The sequence below is a fragment of the Xanthomonas euroxanthea genome, assembly GCF_903989455.1.
Classification (GTDB): domain Bacteria; phylum Pseudomonadota; class Gammaproteobacteria; order Xanthomonadales; family Xanthomonadaceae; genus Xanthomonas; species Xanthomonas euroxanthea.
Window position 1 is genome coordinate 2,491,823 of record NZ_LR861803.1, and the last position, 16,492, is coordinate 2,508,314.

At 66.5% G+C, this 16,492-nt stretch carries 14 protein-coding genes; 7 read left to right on the forward strand and 7 right to left on the reverse strand.

Annotated elements, in window-relative coordinates:
* The 3 genes from nirD (at position 1) to cobA (ending at position 3,970) form a co-directional block, all read left to right on the forward strand.
* On the forward strand, positions 1–360 hold the full coding sequence (gene nirD, locus H7A86_RS10575) for a nitrite reductase small subunit NirD (RefSeq protein WP_119132101.1): 360 nt from the start codon (positions 1–3) through the stop codon (positions 358–360).
* Positions 357–3,155 carry a nitrate reductase gene (locus H7A86_RS10580; protein WP_180707850.1) on the forward strand — a complete coding sequence of 933 codons (2,799 nt, stop codon included), beginning with the start codon at positions 357–359 and terminating at the stop codon, positions 3,153–3,155. Before nirD ends, H7A86_RS10580 begins: the two co-directional genes overlap by 4 nt.
* A 68-nt stretch (positions 3,156–3,223) precedes the next feature.
* A complete protein-coding gene (gene cobA / locus H7A86_RS10585) occupies positions 3,224–3,970 on the forward strand; it encodes a uroporphyrinogen-III C-methyltransferase (RefSeq protein WP_180708144.1) in 747 nt (248 codons plus the stop codon).
* Between the two features lie 56 nt (positions 3,971–4,026).
* On the opposite strand, the gene H7A86_RS10590 is transcribed toward cobA, so the two are convergent.
* Genes H7A86_RS10590 through H7A86_RS10615 form a run of 6 tightly spaced genes read right to left on the reverse strand, consistent with a single transcriptional unit; the run spans position 4,027 to position 10,040 of the window.
* Positions 4,027–5,055, reverse strand: a complete 1,029-nt coding sequence (locus H7A86_RS10590) for an acyltransferase family protein (RefSeq protein WP_119131979.1) — start codon at positions 5,053–5,055, stop codon at positions 4,027–4,029.
* A 44-nt stretch (positions 5,056–5,099) separates the two neighbouring features.
* Complete coding sequence (locus tag H7A86_RS10595) at positions 5,100–6,401, reverse strand: NAD(P)H-dependent oxidoreductase (RefSeq protein ID WP_115677137.1); 1,302 nt, start codon at positions 6,399–6,401, stop codon at positions 5,100–5,102.
* The gene (rfbC, locus tag H7A86_RS10600) at positions 6,398–6,979 is read right to left on the reverse strand and encodes a dTDP-4-dehydrorhamnose 3,5-epimerase (protein WP_119131978.1); all 582 of its coding nucleotides are present in this window, start codon (positions 6,977–6,979) and stop codon (positions 6,398–6,400) included. Before rfbC ends, H7A86_RS10595 begins: the two co-directional genes overlap by 4 nt.
* Complete coding sequence (locus tag H7A86_RS10605; protein ID WP_119131977.1) at positions 6,976–8,025, reverse strand: NAD-dependent epimerase/dehydratase family protein; 1,050 nt, start codon at positions 8,023–8,025, stop codon at positions 6,976–6,978. The genes rfbC and H7A86_RS10605 overlap by 4 nt, the downstream gene beginning before the upstream one ends.
* Before the next feature lie 4 nt (positions 8,026–8,029).
* Positions 8,030–8,803: a glucose-1-phosphate cytidylyltransferase gene (gene rfbF / locus H7A86_RS10610; protein WP_047125361.1), complete on the reverse strand. Its 774-nt coding sequence runs from the start codon at positions 8,801–8,803 to the stop codon at positions 8,030–8,032.
* 52 nt (positions 8,804–8,855) lie between these two features.
* Entirely contained in the window at positions 8,856–10,040 is a 1,185-nt protein-coding gene (locus H7A86_RS10615; RefSeq protein ID WP_119131976.1) for a glycosyltransferase family protein, read from the reverse strand.
* Positions 10,041–10,273: 233 nt separating this feature from the next.
* Here H7A86_RS10615 and H7A86_RS10620 point away from each other — a divergent pair, with 233 nt between their 5' ends.
* The 4 genes from H7A86_RS10620 (at position 10,274) to H7A86_RS10635 (ending at position 14,205) form a co-directional block, all read left to right on the forward strand.
* Complete coding sequence (locus tag H7A86_RS10620) at positions 10,274–11,404, forward strand: NAD(P)/FAD-dependent oxidoreductase (protein ID WP_119131975.1); 1,131 nt, start codon at positions 10,274–10,276, stop codon at positions 11,402–11,404.
* A gap of 329 nt (positions 11,405–11,733) precedes the next feature.
* Positions 11,734–11,991 carry a KGG domain-containing protein gene (locus H7A86_RS10625; protein ID WP_024940389.1) on the forward strand — a complete coding sequence of 86 codons (258 nt, stop codon included), beginning with the start codon at positions 11,734–11,736 and terminating at the stop codon, positions 11,989–11,991.
* Between the two features lie 461 nt (positions 11,992–12,452).
* A complete protein-coding gene (locus tag H7A86_RS10630; RefSeq protein ID WP_119131974.1) occupies positions 12,453–13,373 on the forward strand; it encodes a M14 family metallopeptidase in 921 nt (306 codons plus the stop codon).
* Positions 13,374–13,506: 133 nt separating this feature from the next.
* Positions 13,507–14,205 (forward strand): DUF1349 domain-containing protein, encoded by a 699-nt coding sequence (locus H7A86_RS10635; protein ID WP_119131973.1) that lies wholly within the window; start codon positions 13,507–13,509, stop codon positions 14,203–14,205.
* A gap of 125 nt (positions 14,206–14,330) precedes the next feature.
* Here the strand turns inward: H7A86_RS10635 and H7A86_RS10640 are convergent, their stop codons facing one another.
* Positions 14,331–16,142 (reverse strand): EAL domain-containing protein, encoded by a 1,812-nt coding sequence (locus H7A86_RS10640; protein ID WP_119132099.1) that lies wholly within the window; start codon positions 16,140–16,142, stop codon positions 14,331–14,333.
* Between the last annotated feature and the right edge of the window lie 350 nt (positions 16,143–16,492).

Below are 16,492 nucleotides of genomic sequence, written 5' to 3' on the forward strand. Positions count from 1 at the left end.
ATGCAGCAGACCCCGTGGATCCGCGTGTGCGCGCTGCAGGACCTGCCTGCATCGGGCGCGCGCGTGCTTGAAGTCGACGGCATTGCACCGATCGCCCTGTTCCGCACCGCCAGCGACCAGGTGTTTGCGTTGCGCGACCGCTGCCCGCACAAGGGCGGGCCGTTGTCGCAGGGCATCGTGGCCGGCGAAACGGTGACCTGCCCGTTGCACGGCTGGGCGATCGCCTTGCAGAGCGGCCAGGCCTGTGCACCGGATGTGGGCTGCGCGCCGCGCTACCCGGTCAAGGTGGAGGCCGATGCGGTGTGGATCGTGTTGCAGCCGGTATCGCTGCCGGATGCCGTCGCCGAGCCGGCCGCATGAGCGACGGCCTGCAGCTCCCGTCGATCGGCGCGGCGGCGGCGCCGCAGCCATCCTCGCCGATGCATCGCATCACGCGTTCGACCTGCTGCTACTGCGGCGTGGGCTGCGGGGTGCTGATCCACAGCGAGCACGATGCCACTGGCGAACGCATCGTCGGGATCGAAGGCGACCCGCTGCATCCGGCCAATCATGGCCGCTTGTGCAGCAAGGGCCTGGCCTTGCCGCAGACCGTCGCCAGCACCCAGGGGCGGGTACTCGCGCCCGAACTGCGTCGTCATCGGCAGGCGCCGCGGGCGGCGGTGAGCTGGGATCAGGCGCTCGACCACGTCACCGGCAAGCTGGCGGCGATCATCGAGCAGCATGGCCCGGATGCGGTGGCGTTCTATCTCTCGGGCCAGTTGTTGACCGAGGACTACTACGTCTTCAACAAGCTCGCCAAGGGCCTGCTCGGCACCAACAACATCGACACCAATTCGCGGCTGTGCATGTCCAGTGCGGTCACCGCCTACAAGCTCGCGCTGGGGGCCGACGGCCCGCCGACCTGCTACGAGGATCTGGAGCTGGCGCAGACCGTGCTGTTTGCCGGCAGCAACATGGCGTATGCGCATCCGGTGCTGTTTCGCCGCCTGGAAGATGCGCGCGCGCGCAATCCCGGGATTCGCTGGATCGTGATCGACCCGCGTCGCACCGACACCGCGGCCATGGCCGACCTGCACCTGGCAATCGAGCCCGGAACCGACGTTGCGCTGTTCAACGGCATGCTGCATCACCTGATCTGGGAGGGTCTGGTGGATGCGCGTTTCGTTGCGGCCCATACCGAGGACTTCGACGCACTCAAGCACCTGCTGCGCGAATACACCCCGCGCATGAGCGCCGAGATCTGCGGTATCTCGCATGAGGACCTGGTGCAGGCGGCCGAGTGGTTCGGGCGCAGCCCGGCGGCCTTGTCGCTGTACTGCATGGGCCTGAATCAGTCCGCGCAGGGCACCGACAAGAACCTGGCGCTGATCAACCTGCATCTGGCGACCGGGCAGATCGGCAAGCCGGGTGCAGGCCCGTTTTCGCTGACCGGCCAGCCCAATGCGATGGGCGGGCGCGAGGTCGGCGGCATGGCGACGATGCTGGCGGCGCATCGCGAGATCGGCAATGCCGAGGACCGTGCGGAACTGGAACGCCTGTGGCATCTGCCGGCCGGCCGGCTGAGTGCCACGGCCGGCACACCGGCCGTGCAGTTGTTCGAGCGCCTGCGTGCCGGCAGCCTGAAGGCGGTGTGGATCGTGTGTACCAACCCCGTGCACTCGATGCCTGAGGTGGATGGCATTCGCGCCGCACTGGAACAGGCCGAGCTGGTGATCGTGCAGGACGCGTTCTCCGGCACCGACACCGTGCCATATGCGGACGTGCTGTTGCCGGCCACCAGCTGGGGCGAGAAGGACGGCAGCGTGACCAACTCCGAGCGTCGCATCACCCGCGTGCGCAAGGCGGTGGACGCGCCGGGGCAGGCGCGCGCGGACTGGTGGATCGCCAGTGAAGTGGCGCGCCGGCTCGAGGCGCGTCTTGCACCAGCGAGCGGCACAGGCCTGTTCGGGTTCGACAGCGCCGCGCAGATCTTCGACGAGCATCGCGCGTTGACGGTGGGCCGTGACCTGGATATCGGCGGGCTGGACTACCCGATGCTGGATGGCGGGCCGCAGCAGTGGCCATTCCCTGCCGGCGCCGCACACGGGCAGGCACGGCGCTATACCGACGGCGTGTTCGCCACCGGCAACGGGCGCGCGCGCTTCCACGCCACGCCGTATCGCAAGGTGGCCGAGCCGACCTCGGCACGATTCCCGATGCGGCTGCTGACCGGGCGGCTACGCGATCAATGGCATGGCATGTCGCGCAGCGGACGCGTGCCGGCAGCGTTTGCGCATAGCCCCGAACCGGCCTTGCGCATGCATCCGGACGATGCGACGCGACGCGGCCTGGTCGCTGGCGAGCTGGTGCAGATCGCCAGCAAGCGCGGTGCGCTGGTGCTGCCGCTGGAACTGTCCGACGAGCTGCGCTCGGGCACCGTGTTCGCCGCGATGCATTGGAGCGGGCAGCACCTGTCCAGCGGCGGCATCAACGAAGTCAGCAGCCCAGCGGTGGACGCGCGCTCGCAGCAGCCCGAGCTCAAGCATGCGGCGGTGCGGGTGGAGAAGGCGGTGTTCGGCTGGCATCTGCTGGCGGCGCGGCGCGGCGATGCGCTGGCTCTGCAACAGGCGCTGCAGCCGCTGTTGCGCGATTGCGGCTATGCATCGCTGCGGCTGCATGCCGAGCCGCTGGCCGGGGCCGGCGGGCACTGGGCGGTTTTGCATGCGGCCTGCGAGCGCGCCCCGGATGCCGGCTGGCTCGATCGTCTGGTTGCGGCACTGCAGCTGCCGGCCGGCGCCGACGTGCTGGAGTACCGCGACCTGCGCCGCGGGCTGATGCGTCGCGTGGGCTGGCGCATGCAGGATGGCCACAGCCATATCGACGGCCTGCTGCTCACCGCAGCGCAGCCCAGCGAGGCCAACCAGGCATTACTGCGCACCGCATTGGCAGGCTTGCCGTGGCGTGGTCCGCGGCTGGCGGTGTTTGCGCAGACGCAGGGCGCGCCCAGCGACCCGATCGTCTGCAGCTGCATGCAGGTCTCGACTGCTGCGATCCATGCCGCCATCGACGACGGTGCCGATCTGCCCCAGCTCAAGCAACGCCTTGGCTGCGGCACGGTCTGCGGCTCCTGTGTCCCGCAACTCACCCGGCTGTGCCGGCAACCACGGCACGCCTGAGCGGCCTTCCTGACCTCCACATCCTGCGAGACCTTCTCATGTCAGTCCTTCCTTCCTGCGTACGTGATGTGGTGTTGTTGTCCGCCGGCCCCGGCGATCTGGACCTGCTCACCGTCAAGGCGGTCAAGGCGCTGGCGGCCGCGCAAGTGGTGCTGCTGGACGATCTGGCCAACCCGCAGATCGTCGACCTCGCGCCACAGGCGCGGGTGATCCGGGTCGGCAAGCGTGGCGGTTGCCGCTCGACGCCGCAGGATTTCATCTGCCGGCTGATGCGACGCTACGCCTTGCAGGGCTTGCGCGTGGTGCGCGTCAAAGGCGGCGATGCGCTGCTGTTCGGGCGCGCCGGCGAGGAGATCAGCTTCCTGCGCCGCGCCGGTGTGGGCGTGCAGATCATCAACGGCGTCAGTGCCGCATTCGCCGCGGCATCCGCGCTGGAGGTGTCCTTGACCCATCGCAGCCATTGCCATGGCATCACCTTCGTCACCGCGCATACGCACGATCACGGCGAACCGAACTGGGGCGCACTGGCCGCCAGCGGCACGACGCTGGGCATCTACATGGGCCTGCGGCGTGCCGAGGCCTTGGCCAGCGCCTTGCTGGCGCATCTGCCGGCCAGCACGCCGGCGGCCATCGTGCAGGCCGCCACCCGGCCCGAGCAGCAACGCCGGCTCACCACGCTGGGCGAGCTGGGGATTACCGCTGCGGCAATGCTGCCCGGTTTGCCGACCCTGCTGCTGGTGGGCGCTGCCTTATCCGAGGCGGCAGCGCAGTGCGACGATCGCGTCGGCAAGGTGCTGGAGCAGGCAGTGGGCTGAGCGCGACCTGCAGACCGCCGCGCGCGCCAATCCACGCGCGGCGGCATCGTGACGTTTCAACGCAGAACGCGGCGCGCATGCCGCAACGCGATGCGCTCGTAGCACAGGTGATAGAGCACGCCGAGCAGCAGTGCGGCGCCCACGCTGAGCAGCAGGTTCACCGGCCAGGTGGCCAGCGGCCCCATCCGCCGCGTGGTGCGTGCCACCAGCGACATCAGCGGCATGTGCACCAGGTAGATCGCATACGACGCATTGCCGAGCAACAGCAGCACCGGGCCGATACGTAGCCAGCCACGCCACTCCGCGCGCACCAGGCCGACCACTGCGCCGGCGAGCGCCAGGCCGAACAGCGGCGAATGCACGCGTTGCATGCCATCGAGCACGAAGCACGCGGACGCGACCACCGCAACTGCATGGCTGACCCACACCATCCACGGTGCAGCGCTCAAGACCGCGCGTGCCGCCAGCATGCCGAACACGAATTCCAGCGTGATGGGATGCAGCAGCAACGCCCGCCAGGACAGCTCCACCGGCTGCGCGAACGGCGCGCCAACGGCGGCATGCAGCAGCGTCAGGCCCGCCCAGAGCAGCGCGCAGCGCAGCGGATGCCCGCTGCGGAAGAACAGCCACGCCAGTGCGTAGAACACCAGCTCGTAGCCCAGCGTCCACGCCACGCCCAATGCAGACTGCCCGCCGACCGGCAGCAGGGTCAGCGTGGCAAGCCATGACCAGCCGGTGTCGCCATCATCCAGGCTGGGCCGCAGCGTATAGGCCAGCGCCAGCGCGATCCCCACCGGCCAGTACGGCAGATAGATGCGGCTGAGACGGCTGCCGGCGTAATCGCGGCTCCAGCCCGGCGTGTCCGCACCGGCATGGTTGACGTAGTAGATGATGAAACCCGACAGCACGAAGAAGAAATCCACGCCCAGGTAGCCGTGCGCCAGCGCCGCGGCCAGCCATGCCGGTAACGGCTGCACCAGGTGCGTGGTGGGCAGCACGCTGTGGCTGAGCACCACCATCGTGGCGGCCAGCGCACGCCCGGCCTGCAGCACGCCGATGGTGGGACGGGCAGGCAGCACGGCCATCGGCTGCGGCATCGGCACGCGGCCGCAGGCCGCTGTCTGCGCGCTCAGGCAGCCAGTTCCGCAGCGTCGGCGAAGACGCTGGCCTGCTCGGCACGCAGGCGATCGATCAGGCGATTGGCCGGCAACTGCACGTCGTCGTAGGTCAGCACCTGGTCCTTGGGCACCGCATGGCGGAGCACACAGCCTTCGGCCACGCCCATCGGCAGCAGCCTTGCGTTTGCGGTGACGTCGGCGCGCTCGCACTGGCCGTAGCTCATGTAGCCGCCGAGCCCGTCGATGGTTTCGCCGATGGCCAGGTCGCGCTTGGCGGTGGCAATCACTTCCACCAGCGGCGCGCCCAGGGGTTGCAGCACTGCATCGCCCAGCAGCACCACCCGCGCCACCGACAGCGGCACCTCGAAGTGGCACAGGTGGTACGGCGTGTAGAAGCTGTACAGCGGGCCTTCGCCGAGCTTGTAGAGATTGAGGTAATGCTGCTGCCTGGCATCGTCGTGGCTGGCCAGCACGAACACGCCGGGCGAGGGCAGGGCGCCGACCACGTAATCCACCGCCCCGCCGACCGCACGCAGGGCCTCGATGTCGTAGCGCCGGGTCAGTTCGTCGACATGTGCGCGATGCTCATGGCCGGTCATGCCGCGCTGCAGGATCGACATGCCGGTGCCATTGGCCACGATCGCCTGCTCGAAGCTGATCTTGGTGCCGTCGGCAAAACTGGTGACCATATGCGGGTCCTGGCCCCACTTCGCGGCGAAACCGGCCTGTGTCGCCGGTGTGCGATACGGGTCCTGCAGGCCCTTGATGTTGCCGCACAGCAGCGGCGTCAGACCGATCGAGCGTACGAACCGGTACAGGTTCATCTGCACGCCGGGCTGGTCGCCATCGCAGGCACTGAAGATCACCCCGGCCGCGTCGGCCTTGCGTTTGAGCAGCGGGCCGACGGTGCCGTCGAGTTCGGCATTCATCGTGACCATGTGGCGACCATGGGCGATGGCGCCCAGGCTGATGCGCGCGCCGTAGTCGATGGCCCCGGTGGCGTCGATCAGGCAATCCAGCCCATCGCATTCGTACAACAGTGCGGGGTCGTCGGTCACCGCAGGAATGCCGGCAGCGATCTGGCGCTTCAACTCGCCGGCGCCATCCACCACGCGCGCGTGCTGGCCGGCCTGGCGGTAGGCCTCCAGTGCCTTGTCCACGCTGCGGTTGCAGATCGCCGACACCTGCATGCCCGGCACCGAGTGCGCGATCTGGTTGACGATGCCGCGTGCCATGAAGCCGGCGCCGTACAGGCCGACACGCAATGGGCGGCCTTCGACAGCACGGGCCTGCAATAGACGATCGATGTTCATGCGCGCTCCCGCTGGGTGAGTCCGGCAAGGGTGGGGATGCCGTGTTGGTGTTCGTTGAAGTCCGGCCAGGCGGCATCCTTTTCGGACACCAGCTGTGGTTCGAGCGGCCACTGCACGCCCAGGCGCGGATCGTTCCAGCGCAAGCCGCGCTCGGCCTGCGGCGTGTACATCGCACTGGCGAAGTAGAACGCCTCGGTCTGCGGCTGCAGGGTGATGAAGCCATGCGCAAAGCCGCGCGGCACGTAGAGGGCCAGGCGATTGTCGGCAGTCAATTCAATGCCGTACCACTGCAGATACGTGCGTGAATCCGGGCGCAGGTCCACGATCGCATCCCATAGTGCACCACGGATGCAGCGCACGATCTTGACCTCGGCGGCGGGCGGCAGTTGGTAATGCATGCCGCGCAGGGTGCCGGCCTGCGCATTGAACGAGTTGTTGACCTGCACGAACTGATCGACCAGGCCGGCCTGCGCCATCTCCTGGGTGCAGAACACGCGTGCGAACCAGCCGCGTTCATCGCCACGCTGCTGCGGCTCGATCACGAACGCACCTGCCAGCGGGGTGGAGTGGAAGATCATGCCGCCACCCTCAGATCCGGTGCCAGGGCGCCTGTGTCGACCAGCTGCTGCAGGATGCGCAGACGAATGAAGTCCGAACGCTGGCGGAAGTCGCCATCGTTGAACCCGGCACGCTGCAGGTCGTCGCGCAGCTCGGTGATGGTCGAACGCAGGGTTTCCTGCGGCTGATGTTCCGGCGCCAGGCGTTCGAACAGGGAGAAGTCCACGCGATAGGAGCGGTTGTCGGTCGGCGCGCTGGTAGAGATTGCAACGTGCGCACTGGGAATCGCCACGCCGACTGCATGGGCCAGATCGCGGATCTGCACGTTCCATCGCTCCGACCCGGCATTGACGAACAGGAACTGCCCGCCGGCCGCGGGCGTACGGCTCACTGCCCAGTCGATGGCGCGCGCCATGTCGCGCACATGGATCAACGGCCGCCAGGGCGAGCCGTCGGACAACACCTCCACGGTGCCGTTGGCCACCGCGCTGGCGACGAAATCGTTGAGCACCAGATCCAGCCGCAGACGCGGCGAGGCACCGCAGGCGGTGGCAAAGCGCAGGCAGGTGATCACCATGTCGGTGTCCAGCTGTGCGAGCGCGCGCTCGGTATCGATCTTGGAATGCGCATACGCCGTCAGCGGTGCGATGGCGCTGGTTTCCGACCGTGGCGTGCCATCGGCGGCGGCGCCATACACGCTGCAGCTGGAGGCAAACACGAAGTGCCCCACGCCGGCCTGCGCGGCCGCCTGCGCCACCGCCACGCTGGCGCGGCAGTTGATCGCATCGGTGACCAGCTCGAAACGCTTGCCCATCGCATCGTTGGAGATCGCCGCCAGGTGCACCACCGCGTCGAAGCCCTGCAGCTGCTGCGCAGTGAGATCGCGCACGTCGCCGAACCATTGCTGGTCCAGCACCACTTCCGGCAGGCGGCGTGGGTCGGACAGGCAGTGCGCGAACCAGCCGCGATCCAGCCCGACCAACCAGGCCTGCGGATAGCGCTGACGCAAATGCGCGGCCACGACCGGGCCGATGTAGCCCATGTTGCCGGTGATCAGAATACGCATGTTGTTACTCCCACACGCGCCAGGGCGCGCGATTGGACGACCAGAGGGTTTCGAGATGATTGCGGTCGCGTAGCGTGTCCATCGGTTGCCAGAAGCCGTCGTGGCGATACACGCTCAGCTCGTCGCGATCGACCAGCGTTTCCAGCGGGCTGTTCTCCCACACGGTGGCATCGCCCTCGATCACATCGATCACGCGCGGATCGAGCACGAAGAAGCCGCCGTTGATCAGGCCATCGCCATCCAGCGGCTTCTCGCGGAATCCGGTGACCTGCTCGCCTTCCACCCGCAGGGCGCCAAAGCGGCCGGGCGGTTGCACGGCGGTGACCGTGGCCATGCGGCCTTCGCGCTGGTGCAGCGCGATGGCGGCAGTGATGTCCACATCGGCCACGCCATCGCCATAGGTCATGCAGAACGCGGCCTCCTCGCGCAGATGTTCGCGCACGCGGCGCAACCGGCCGCCGGTCATGGTCTGTGCGCCGGTATCGACCAGCGTCACGCGCCAGGGCTCGGCGCGGGTGTTGTGCAAGGTGGTGGTGTTGCTGCCGAGGTCGCAGGTGACGTCGGATTCGCGCATGTGGTAATTCATGAAGAAATCCTTGATCACCTCACCGCGGTAGCCCAGGCAGACGATGAAATCCTGGATGCCGTGGTGCGCGTAGATCTTCATGATGTGCCAGAGGATCGGCTTGCCGCCGATCTCCACCATCGGCTTGGGGCGGATGGCGGTTTCCTCGGAAATGCGCGTTCCCAGGCCGCCTGCCAGAATGACTGCTTTCATTGCTGATCCTTGAACTGAGGCGCCGCTGGTCGCGGCGCAGTGCGATAAGGCGCTAGGCGGTCATGCTCAGCGCGATCGCCGGGGGGCAGGCGGCCTGTTCGGCCATCGTGGCCAGGTTGTCGAGCATGGCAAGGCGCTCGGCCATCAGCGGCGGGGGCGGCAACTGCAGCGTCTGCAGGATCTGCGCCCACCGGTGTGCCCAGTCGTGCCGTCGCAGGCACTGCATGGCGTTGTGCAGACGGGCACGCTCCAGGCGCTCGGTCTGCTGCTCCAGATCGCGCAGGAACGGGCCGATCTCCGCGCCATCGGCCGGCAGCTCGATCACGGCGTCTTCCCAATCGAAGTACTGGGCAAATTCCGGACATGCCTGCGCGGAGCCGAGGATCACCGCGCCGCCGGCGGCACCTTCGAAATAGCGTGTTGCCAGCGCCTGTTTTTTCACACCCTTGAAGACTCCCTGGGTGTCGACCACGAAGTCGTGCGCCATGAAGAACTTGGCGCGCTTGATCATGGCGGCCGACTGCAGCCGATGTGCCGCCCAGTCCTGCACCGCGCCACCGCGCAGCACATCGTGCAGATAGAAGAAATCGGGGTTGGCCTGTGCATGTGCCAGCAAGTGCGCATGCACCTGCGGCATGCGCCGGCCGATGCTGACCACATCGATGCAGCGCTGTGGCGGCCGCGGCAGTGGCGTCGCCAGCAGTGTGTCGCAGGCGCTGGCCAGAAACGACACCGGGGTGCTGGTGTAGCGGCGCAGCGCATCGACGCAACTGGCGTTGAGCACGAAGACATGGTCGAACTGGTCCAGCAGTTTCAGCTCGGCCTTCTGCGAGTCCAGCAATTCCGGCCAGGTTTCCAGCAGATACACCACGCGGGTACGGCAGCGCTCGCGCCATCCCTTGATGCGGGCCAGCGTGCCCAATTCCCTGGGGAACTGGCACACATAGAAGAACAGGTCATGGTCCTGTTCGACCACCCGGGGCTGTGCGTTGGACAGCGCAGGCCGCCCGCTCAGCCGTTGCAGCGCAGACACGCCACGGTGTGTGAGTTCGTTGAGCAGATACGACACGCCGGGATTGACGCCGCGTCCGCGGGTGTACTCGGCCGCGGGTGGACACAGCAACTGCGCGTGTTCCAGGCTGCGGACCACGTTGAGCAACGCATACGCCTGCCCATTGAAGGCCTCTGGCCATGCCTCGTAATTGGAGGCAAGCAGGACCGAACGCGTTGCGTCCATTCAAACTCCTTCGGTGATTGCAACTTCGAACCGGACGCGACAGCGCGCGCTCGGGTGGGGGAAGAATGCACACCGCAAATGCGGGAAAAGTCTGTAGCGTCGAGTAACGTGATTTACGTCATGTGTCGGGCCGAATATAGGGTTGGTTTGTGAGAAAAAAGTGATGGCGATCACAACAACTCTGTGCGTTCCAGTAGGCGGATAGACTGATCGACCCTCGTGTGAGAACGGCCATGCAAGACGTCGAGTGCATCGTGATAGGTGCCTTAGTGGTGGGGCTGGCAATTGCGCGCGAGCTGGCGATGCGGGGGCACGAGGTGTTGGTGCTGGAATCCGAAGCCGCCATCGGCACCGGGACCAGCGCACGCAATAGCGAGGTGATCCATGCCGGGCTCTACTATCCGGCCGGTTCGTTGAAGGCGCAGTTATGCATCAGCGGCAATGCACTGTTGTACGCGTACTGCCAGCAGCGCCACGTGCCGCATCGGCGCTGCGGCAAATTGATCATCGCCTGCGACCACGGCCAGCGCGAGCAGCTTGATCGGCTGCACCGTAGCGCCATTGCCGGCGGCGCGCACGGGTTGCTGCCGCTCGACGCGGCACACATGCAGGCGCGCGAGCCGGCCCTGCGCTGCGTCGCGGCGCTGGAGTCCACCACCACCGGCATCATCGACAGCCATGCGCTGATGCTGGCGTTGCAGGGCGATGCCGAAGCGCATGGCGCCACCGTGGCGCTGCGTGCGCACGTCGACCAGGTCGAGCCGCTTGCGCAAGGGCTGCGCGTGACCGTCGCAGGTCAGCCATCGGCACGGCTGACCTGTGCCTGGCTGGTGAACGCGGCAGGTCATGGTGCACCGCCGCTGGCCGCGCGGATCGATGGCCTGCCAGCGCATGCACAGGTGCGCGGCTATTTCGCCAAGGGCAGTTACTTCACGCTGGCAGGGCGCTCGCCATTCCAGCAGTTGATCTACCCCATGCCCGAACCCGGTGGCCTGGGTGTGCATCTCACGCTGGATCTGCACGGGCGTGCGCGCTTCGGCCCCGACGTGGAGTGGGTCGCGCAGCCCGACTATCACTGCGCGCCAGGCCATGCCGCGCGGTTTGCCGCAGCGATCCGGCGTTACTGGCCTGGCCTGCCGGACGGCGCGTTGCAGCCCGGCTATTGCGGCGTCCGCCCGAAGATCAGCGCACCAGGCGAGGCGGCGGTCGACTTCCGTATCGATGGTCCGTCCATGCACGGCATCGCCGGTCTGGTGAACCTGTTCGGCATCGAGTCGCCAGGCCTGACCTGTTGCCTGAGCATCGCGCGGCATGTGGCCGCATTGCTGGCTGCCGGGCGCACCGTTCCCGCGCTGCCGGCCTGACGTCGCCGCGCCCTGGCGTTGATTCCGGCTCGCTGGTTCCTTGGGCGAGCGAGGACATCGATGCTCCGACGATGCTGCATGCCCAGATGGTGCCGGGCAGCATCGGCGCGATCAGGCGCACGCGCCGGCGCACTGGTAGCGCTATCCACATCTGGCCTGCGACGCGTCGGCCAGCCATCACCGGGAGTGCAAGATTTGCACAGCGAGCGCAGCTGTTTTTTCCTGCAACGTGCGGCCGTGCACCGTCTCGCCTGGCTTTGCGTGTTGGCACGATAGTTGCGTTACCCCCCCCTACCAGTGGCGTGATCGACGCATCGAGAGGAGGCACAGTGGAAGACGGACAAAGCAGTACGCGTAGCCGGCGCGGTTTTGCCGCATTGGATCCTGAAAAGCGCCGCGTATTGGCGAGCAGTGGCGGCAAGGCAGCGCATGCCAGTGGCAATGCGCACGAATTCACCAGCGACGAAGCACGCGAAGCGGGCCGCAAGGGCGGCCAGGCCGTGAGCCGCGATCGCGATCACATGTCGCGGATCGGCAGCAAGGGGGGGCGTTCCAAGCAGGCCAAACCTCAGGAAGAGGCCGTCTAGGCAAGAGTGCGGCGCGCATCCGGCGCGCCGTTCTTGCTGCAGCGGGACCGCAGGCCCTGCACGCGACGTGCGGGGCCTGCGTCGTTTTGCGGACGTGGCCGCCAGGCCACCAGAAAGGCGTGAACAATCGATTGCAGCTGCGCGGGATCTTCGACGACTTTCGCCTTGCTTGAGTTGTTCCAGACGTGACGCAGATGTTGATGTGCAATGCATCACCGGGGTGTCGGAAGTTTTTTCACTGATTGCCGTGCGCACGCTATCGATTGCAGGGAAATATTTCGCAATTGCCTGCTGTGTTTTCCCAAGCGAATGCAGGATTTGCATCGGCTGCAGAATTTTCAGCAGCGCCGGCCTGCAACCGGACTCGGCCTTGCGGGCCATGGGCGTCGCGCCAGCCGCCGAATGGACCACCCAGCGTGAAGCGCTTACCCTGGCCGTCTTTTCATTGGATGGCACCTGGAATGACAGAGCGCATGGCGTATCCGATCGGCACTGCAGGGCAACCCTGGGGCGATGCAGAGCGCGCCGCATGGCGGGCACGCCAGCGGCGTCAGCGCAGTCATGCGACGGATGTGGTGCAGGTGATCGATGCGCTGGATGCCAGCCTCGAGCGCGTGCCTTACGGAACGATCCAGGCGGCGTCCGAGCACTATCCGCTGATTGCGCTGCGCAGCGCCGGCTGGGACGCCGCGTTGCCGTGGGCGCTGGTGACCGGTGGCGTGCATGGCTACGAAACCAGCGGCGTGCAAGGTGCGCTGCAATTCCTGCAGCACCGTGCCGCAGCCTACGCAGGCAAGCTCAATCTGCTGGTGGCGCCCTGTGTCAATCCGTGGGGCTACGAGCGGGTCCAGCGCTGGAATGCCGATGCCATCGACCCCAATCGTGCGTTTCGCCCGGACAGCCCGGCCGCCGAGTCGGCGGCATTGATGCAGCTGGTCGCCGCAGTGGCCGGGCAGGCGCTGGTGCATATCGACCTGCACGAAACCACCGACAGCGACGAAAGCGAATTTCGCCCGGCCCTGGCCGCACGTGACGGCGTCGACTTCGTGCCTGGCAGCATTCCCGATGGCTTCTACCTGGTGGGCGACAGCGAAGATCCGCAACCGCAGTTTCAGCAGGCAATCATTGCCGCCGTCGCCGAGGTCACCCATATCGCACCTGCCGATGCAAACGGCCAGATCATCGGCGCAGCGGTGGTCGCGCATGGCGTCATCAATTACCCGGTGCGGCGTCTGGGTTTGTGCGCAGGCGTCACCGGCGCACGGTATCGCACCACCACCGAGGTGTATCCGGACAGCCCACGCGCGACACCTGCGCAGTGCAATGCCGCGCAGGTGGCGGCCATCTGCGCGGCGTTGGACTACGCGCTCGCACATCACTGACACACGGGCCGGCAACGCGCATCGGAGCTGCCGCCACGGCAACGTCAGCATCTGCACTGCTGCGCAAGCGCATGCGCGTTGACCCACTGCGCGGCTAGACTATGCAGTTCGTCAAATGCATGGAAGACACTGGATGACCCACGATGCAATAGACAGTGCACGCAGACGCCTGCTGGGCGGCGCGATGGGAATGGCCATCAGCGGTGGCGTGCTTGCCAGGCAACCCAACACGGAGAACACGATGGCACAGCACACGCAGTGGCAGGATGGCAGCTGGCTCAATCGGCCACGTACCGTCGCGATCGACGGCGGCACACTGGATGTGGTCACCGACAAGGCCACCGATTTCTGGCGCAAGACGCATTACGGGTTTACCCGCGATAGCGGGCATTTTCTCGGCCTCACCGCCGCGGCGCGCTTCACTGCACAGCTGCGGGTGCGCGCGCAATACGAGTCGCTCTACGATCAGGCCGGCATCATGGTGCGCGTGGACGAGCAGCATTGGGTCAAGGCGGGCATCGAACTCAGCGATGGCCGTGCGATGCTCAGCAGCGTGTTGACCAACCCGGTCTCCGATTGGGCGACCGGCCCCTACGAAGGCGACCCCAAGGATTTCTGGATCCGCGCCACCGTTGCCGACGGCGTCCTGCGTCTGCAGGTATCGGCCGACGGAAAGACCTGGCCGCTGGTGAGGCTTTGCCCGTTTCCCGTTGCCGAGGCATATCAGGTCGGGCCGATGTGCTGCACGCCGGAGCGTGCCGGGCTGAGGGTGCGTTTTTCCGACTGGACGCTTGGTCCGCCGCTGGGCAAGGACCTGCACGATCTGAGTTGATCGCCGCGTGGCAACGCAGCATGCGCCGCTGCGTTGCCACGTGTCTCACTGCAGGAGGCGAGGGCGGTACTGCGCGCATCGATCACTGCAGATGCGCGCGCATGGCGCGCCCCGGACACATCGCATCACGGCAAGCGCTGCTCGGCCACCGCGTTTGCCACATACGCGGCGACCAGCTCCGCCTCCATCGGCCGGGCCAGCAGATACCCCTGTGCTTCGTCGCATCCCCAACTGCGCAGCAGTGCAATTTCGTCGGCGTGTTCGATGCCTTCTGCCACGGTGCGATATCCCAGCGCACTGGCCAGGCGTACCACCGCCTCGGCGCGCATCTGCATGCCGGTCTTGGTGGCGATGCCGGTCACCAACGAGCGATCGAGCTTGAGGACGTTGACCGGCAGCTCGGTGAGGTAACCGAAGTTGCTGTAGCCGGTGCCGAAATCGTCGATGGCCACACTGACGCCGGCGTCGCGCAGGGTGCGCAGTCGCGGCACCGCCTCCACATTGCTGCGCAGCCAGCGGCCCTCGGTGATTTCCAGCTCGATCCGCTGGGTGGGAATGGCCAGTTCCCGGCAGCGGTGGATGAGGTCTGCGGCAAGATTGAGGTTGCCGAAATCGCGCGAGGACAGATTGATCGACATGGAAAAATCCAGCCCCTGCGCGCGCCAGCTGGCCAATTGCACCAACGCGTGCTCGATCACCCAGTTGGTGACGGTGCACATCAGGGCGGTCTTTTCGAACAACGGGATGAATTCGTCCGGGCCGATCGGGCCCAGGCTGGCATGCCGCCACCGCAGCAGTGCTTCGAAGCCGGTCACCGACAGGTCCTCGAGATTGATCCGGGGCTGGAAGACCAGGCGGAAATCACCCGCTTCCAGGGCCTTCTCGGCGTCCAGCGCCAGCCGGTACGAGCGTTGGATCGCATCGTCGTGGGAGGCGCTGTACCAGCACACGATGGCGTGGTTGCTGATTGCATCGCCCAGCGCCACCAGCCCCTTGCGCATGACATCGTTGGTGTCCGGCTGCTGCGGTGCAAAGCGCACCACGCCGGCATGAAAGGTCAACGACATCGGGATGCCGGCCGCATCCATCGGTGCATGCAACATGTCGCGCAGATCGAGCAACAGGTCCTCCATCTCGTCGGGCGCGGAATTCAACAGGAAGAACGCAAAACGCATCGGCGCCACGTGATAGACGGTGGCCTTGCCGCGCAATGCGCGCGTCAGCACATAGCTGGCGTGGCGCACCAGTTCCTCCAGTGGCTGCATGCCGAGCGCCTGACGCGCTTCATTGGCCGCCTGGGTGTCATAGACCTCGATGAAGGCGGCAATGGTGGGCACGCAGTGGCTGCCGAAGGCGAGGGCATCCAGATCCGACTGCAGCTGGCGTGCATTGAGCAAGCCGCTATGCGGTTCGCGCCGCCCGGCACCGAACTGCAGCTCCAGCTGCGCCGCTGCCACGTTGGCGAACATCAACAGCTGCTGGTGTTCCTGGCTGGCCAGGAGACGCTCGCGCGTGTCGATCACGCACAAGGTGCCGGACACGCCGGTCTGCGGCGCACCCACCGGGACGCACGCGATAAACCGTGCCGGCAGGCCCGGAAAGGCAGCGTCGCCCAACTGGATCGGCGCAAGTGCGGCAGGTTCGATCAGTTCCCTCACCCCGTTGGCCGCGGCAGACGCATGCCGGCACAGTTCGATGGCTTGCTCGACATGCTCGATACTGATGCCGCGCGCCGCCAGCACGCGCACGCGACCGCCTTCGACGATGGTCAATGCAGCCGCGGGCGCAACCAGTGCATGGCAGAGCAGGCGCGCGATCTGATCGAGCGGCTCCATGCCGCCCAGGTCGATCGGCACGCCTGACCAGTCGAAGTGCTGTTCCTGCCGTTTGGGGTCCAAAGCAAGCGTCATGTCGTCAGATTCCGTGTTGAACATCACACACCGCATGGCTACTAGAAACAAACCGAGGTCATCGACAGGTGACGATCATCCGGTGTCACGCCGTTGAAGTAATCCGGCCCGCTTCAATAAACTCCGTCCGCACTATCGAACACGACCATAAACCGGACCGGCGGAACGCCTGCACACAAATACCGTAATCGCTGATCGGCGTCGACGGTTGGCGGTGGTATTAATGATGAAAGCGGACTCATTCATCGGCAGAGTGTGATAGCCGATGCCGGAAAGTGTTCCTGCAGCGCAGCATCAAGTGCGCGATCTTCAATCAAATGGTCCGGTTCGCCAGCAGTTGGGTGGCCGCATCAAATCACCGTCAGGTATTCGGACTC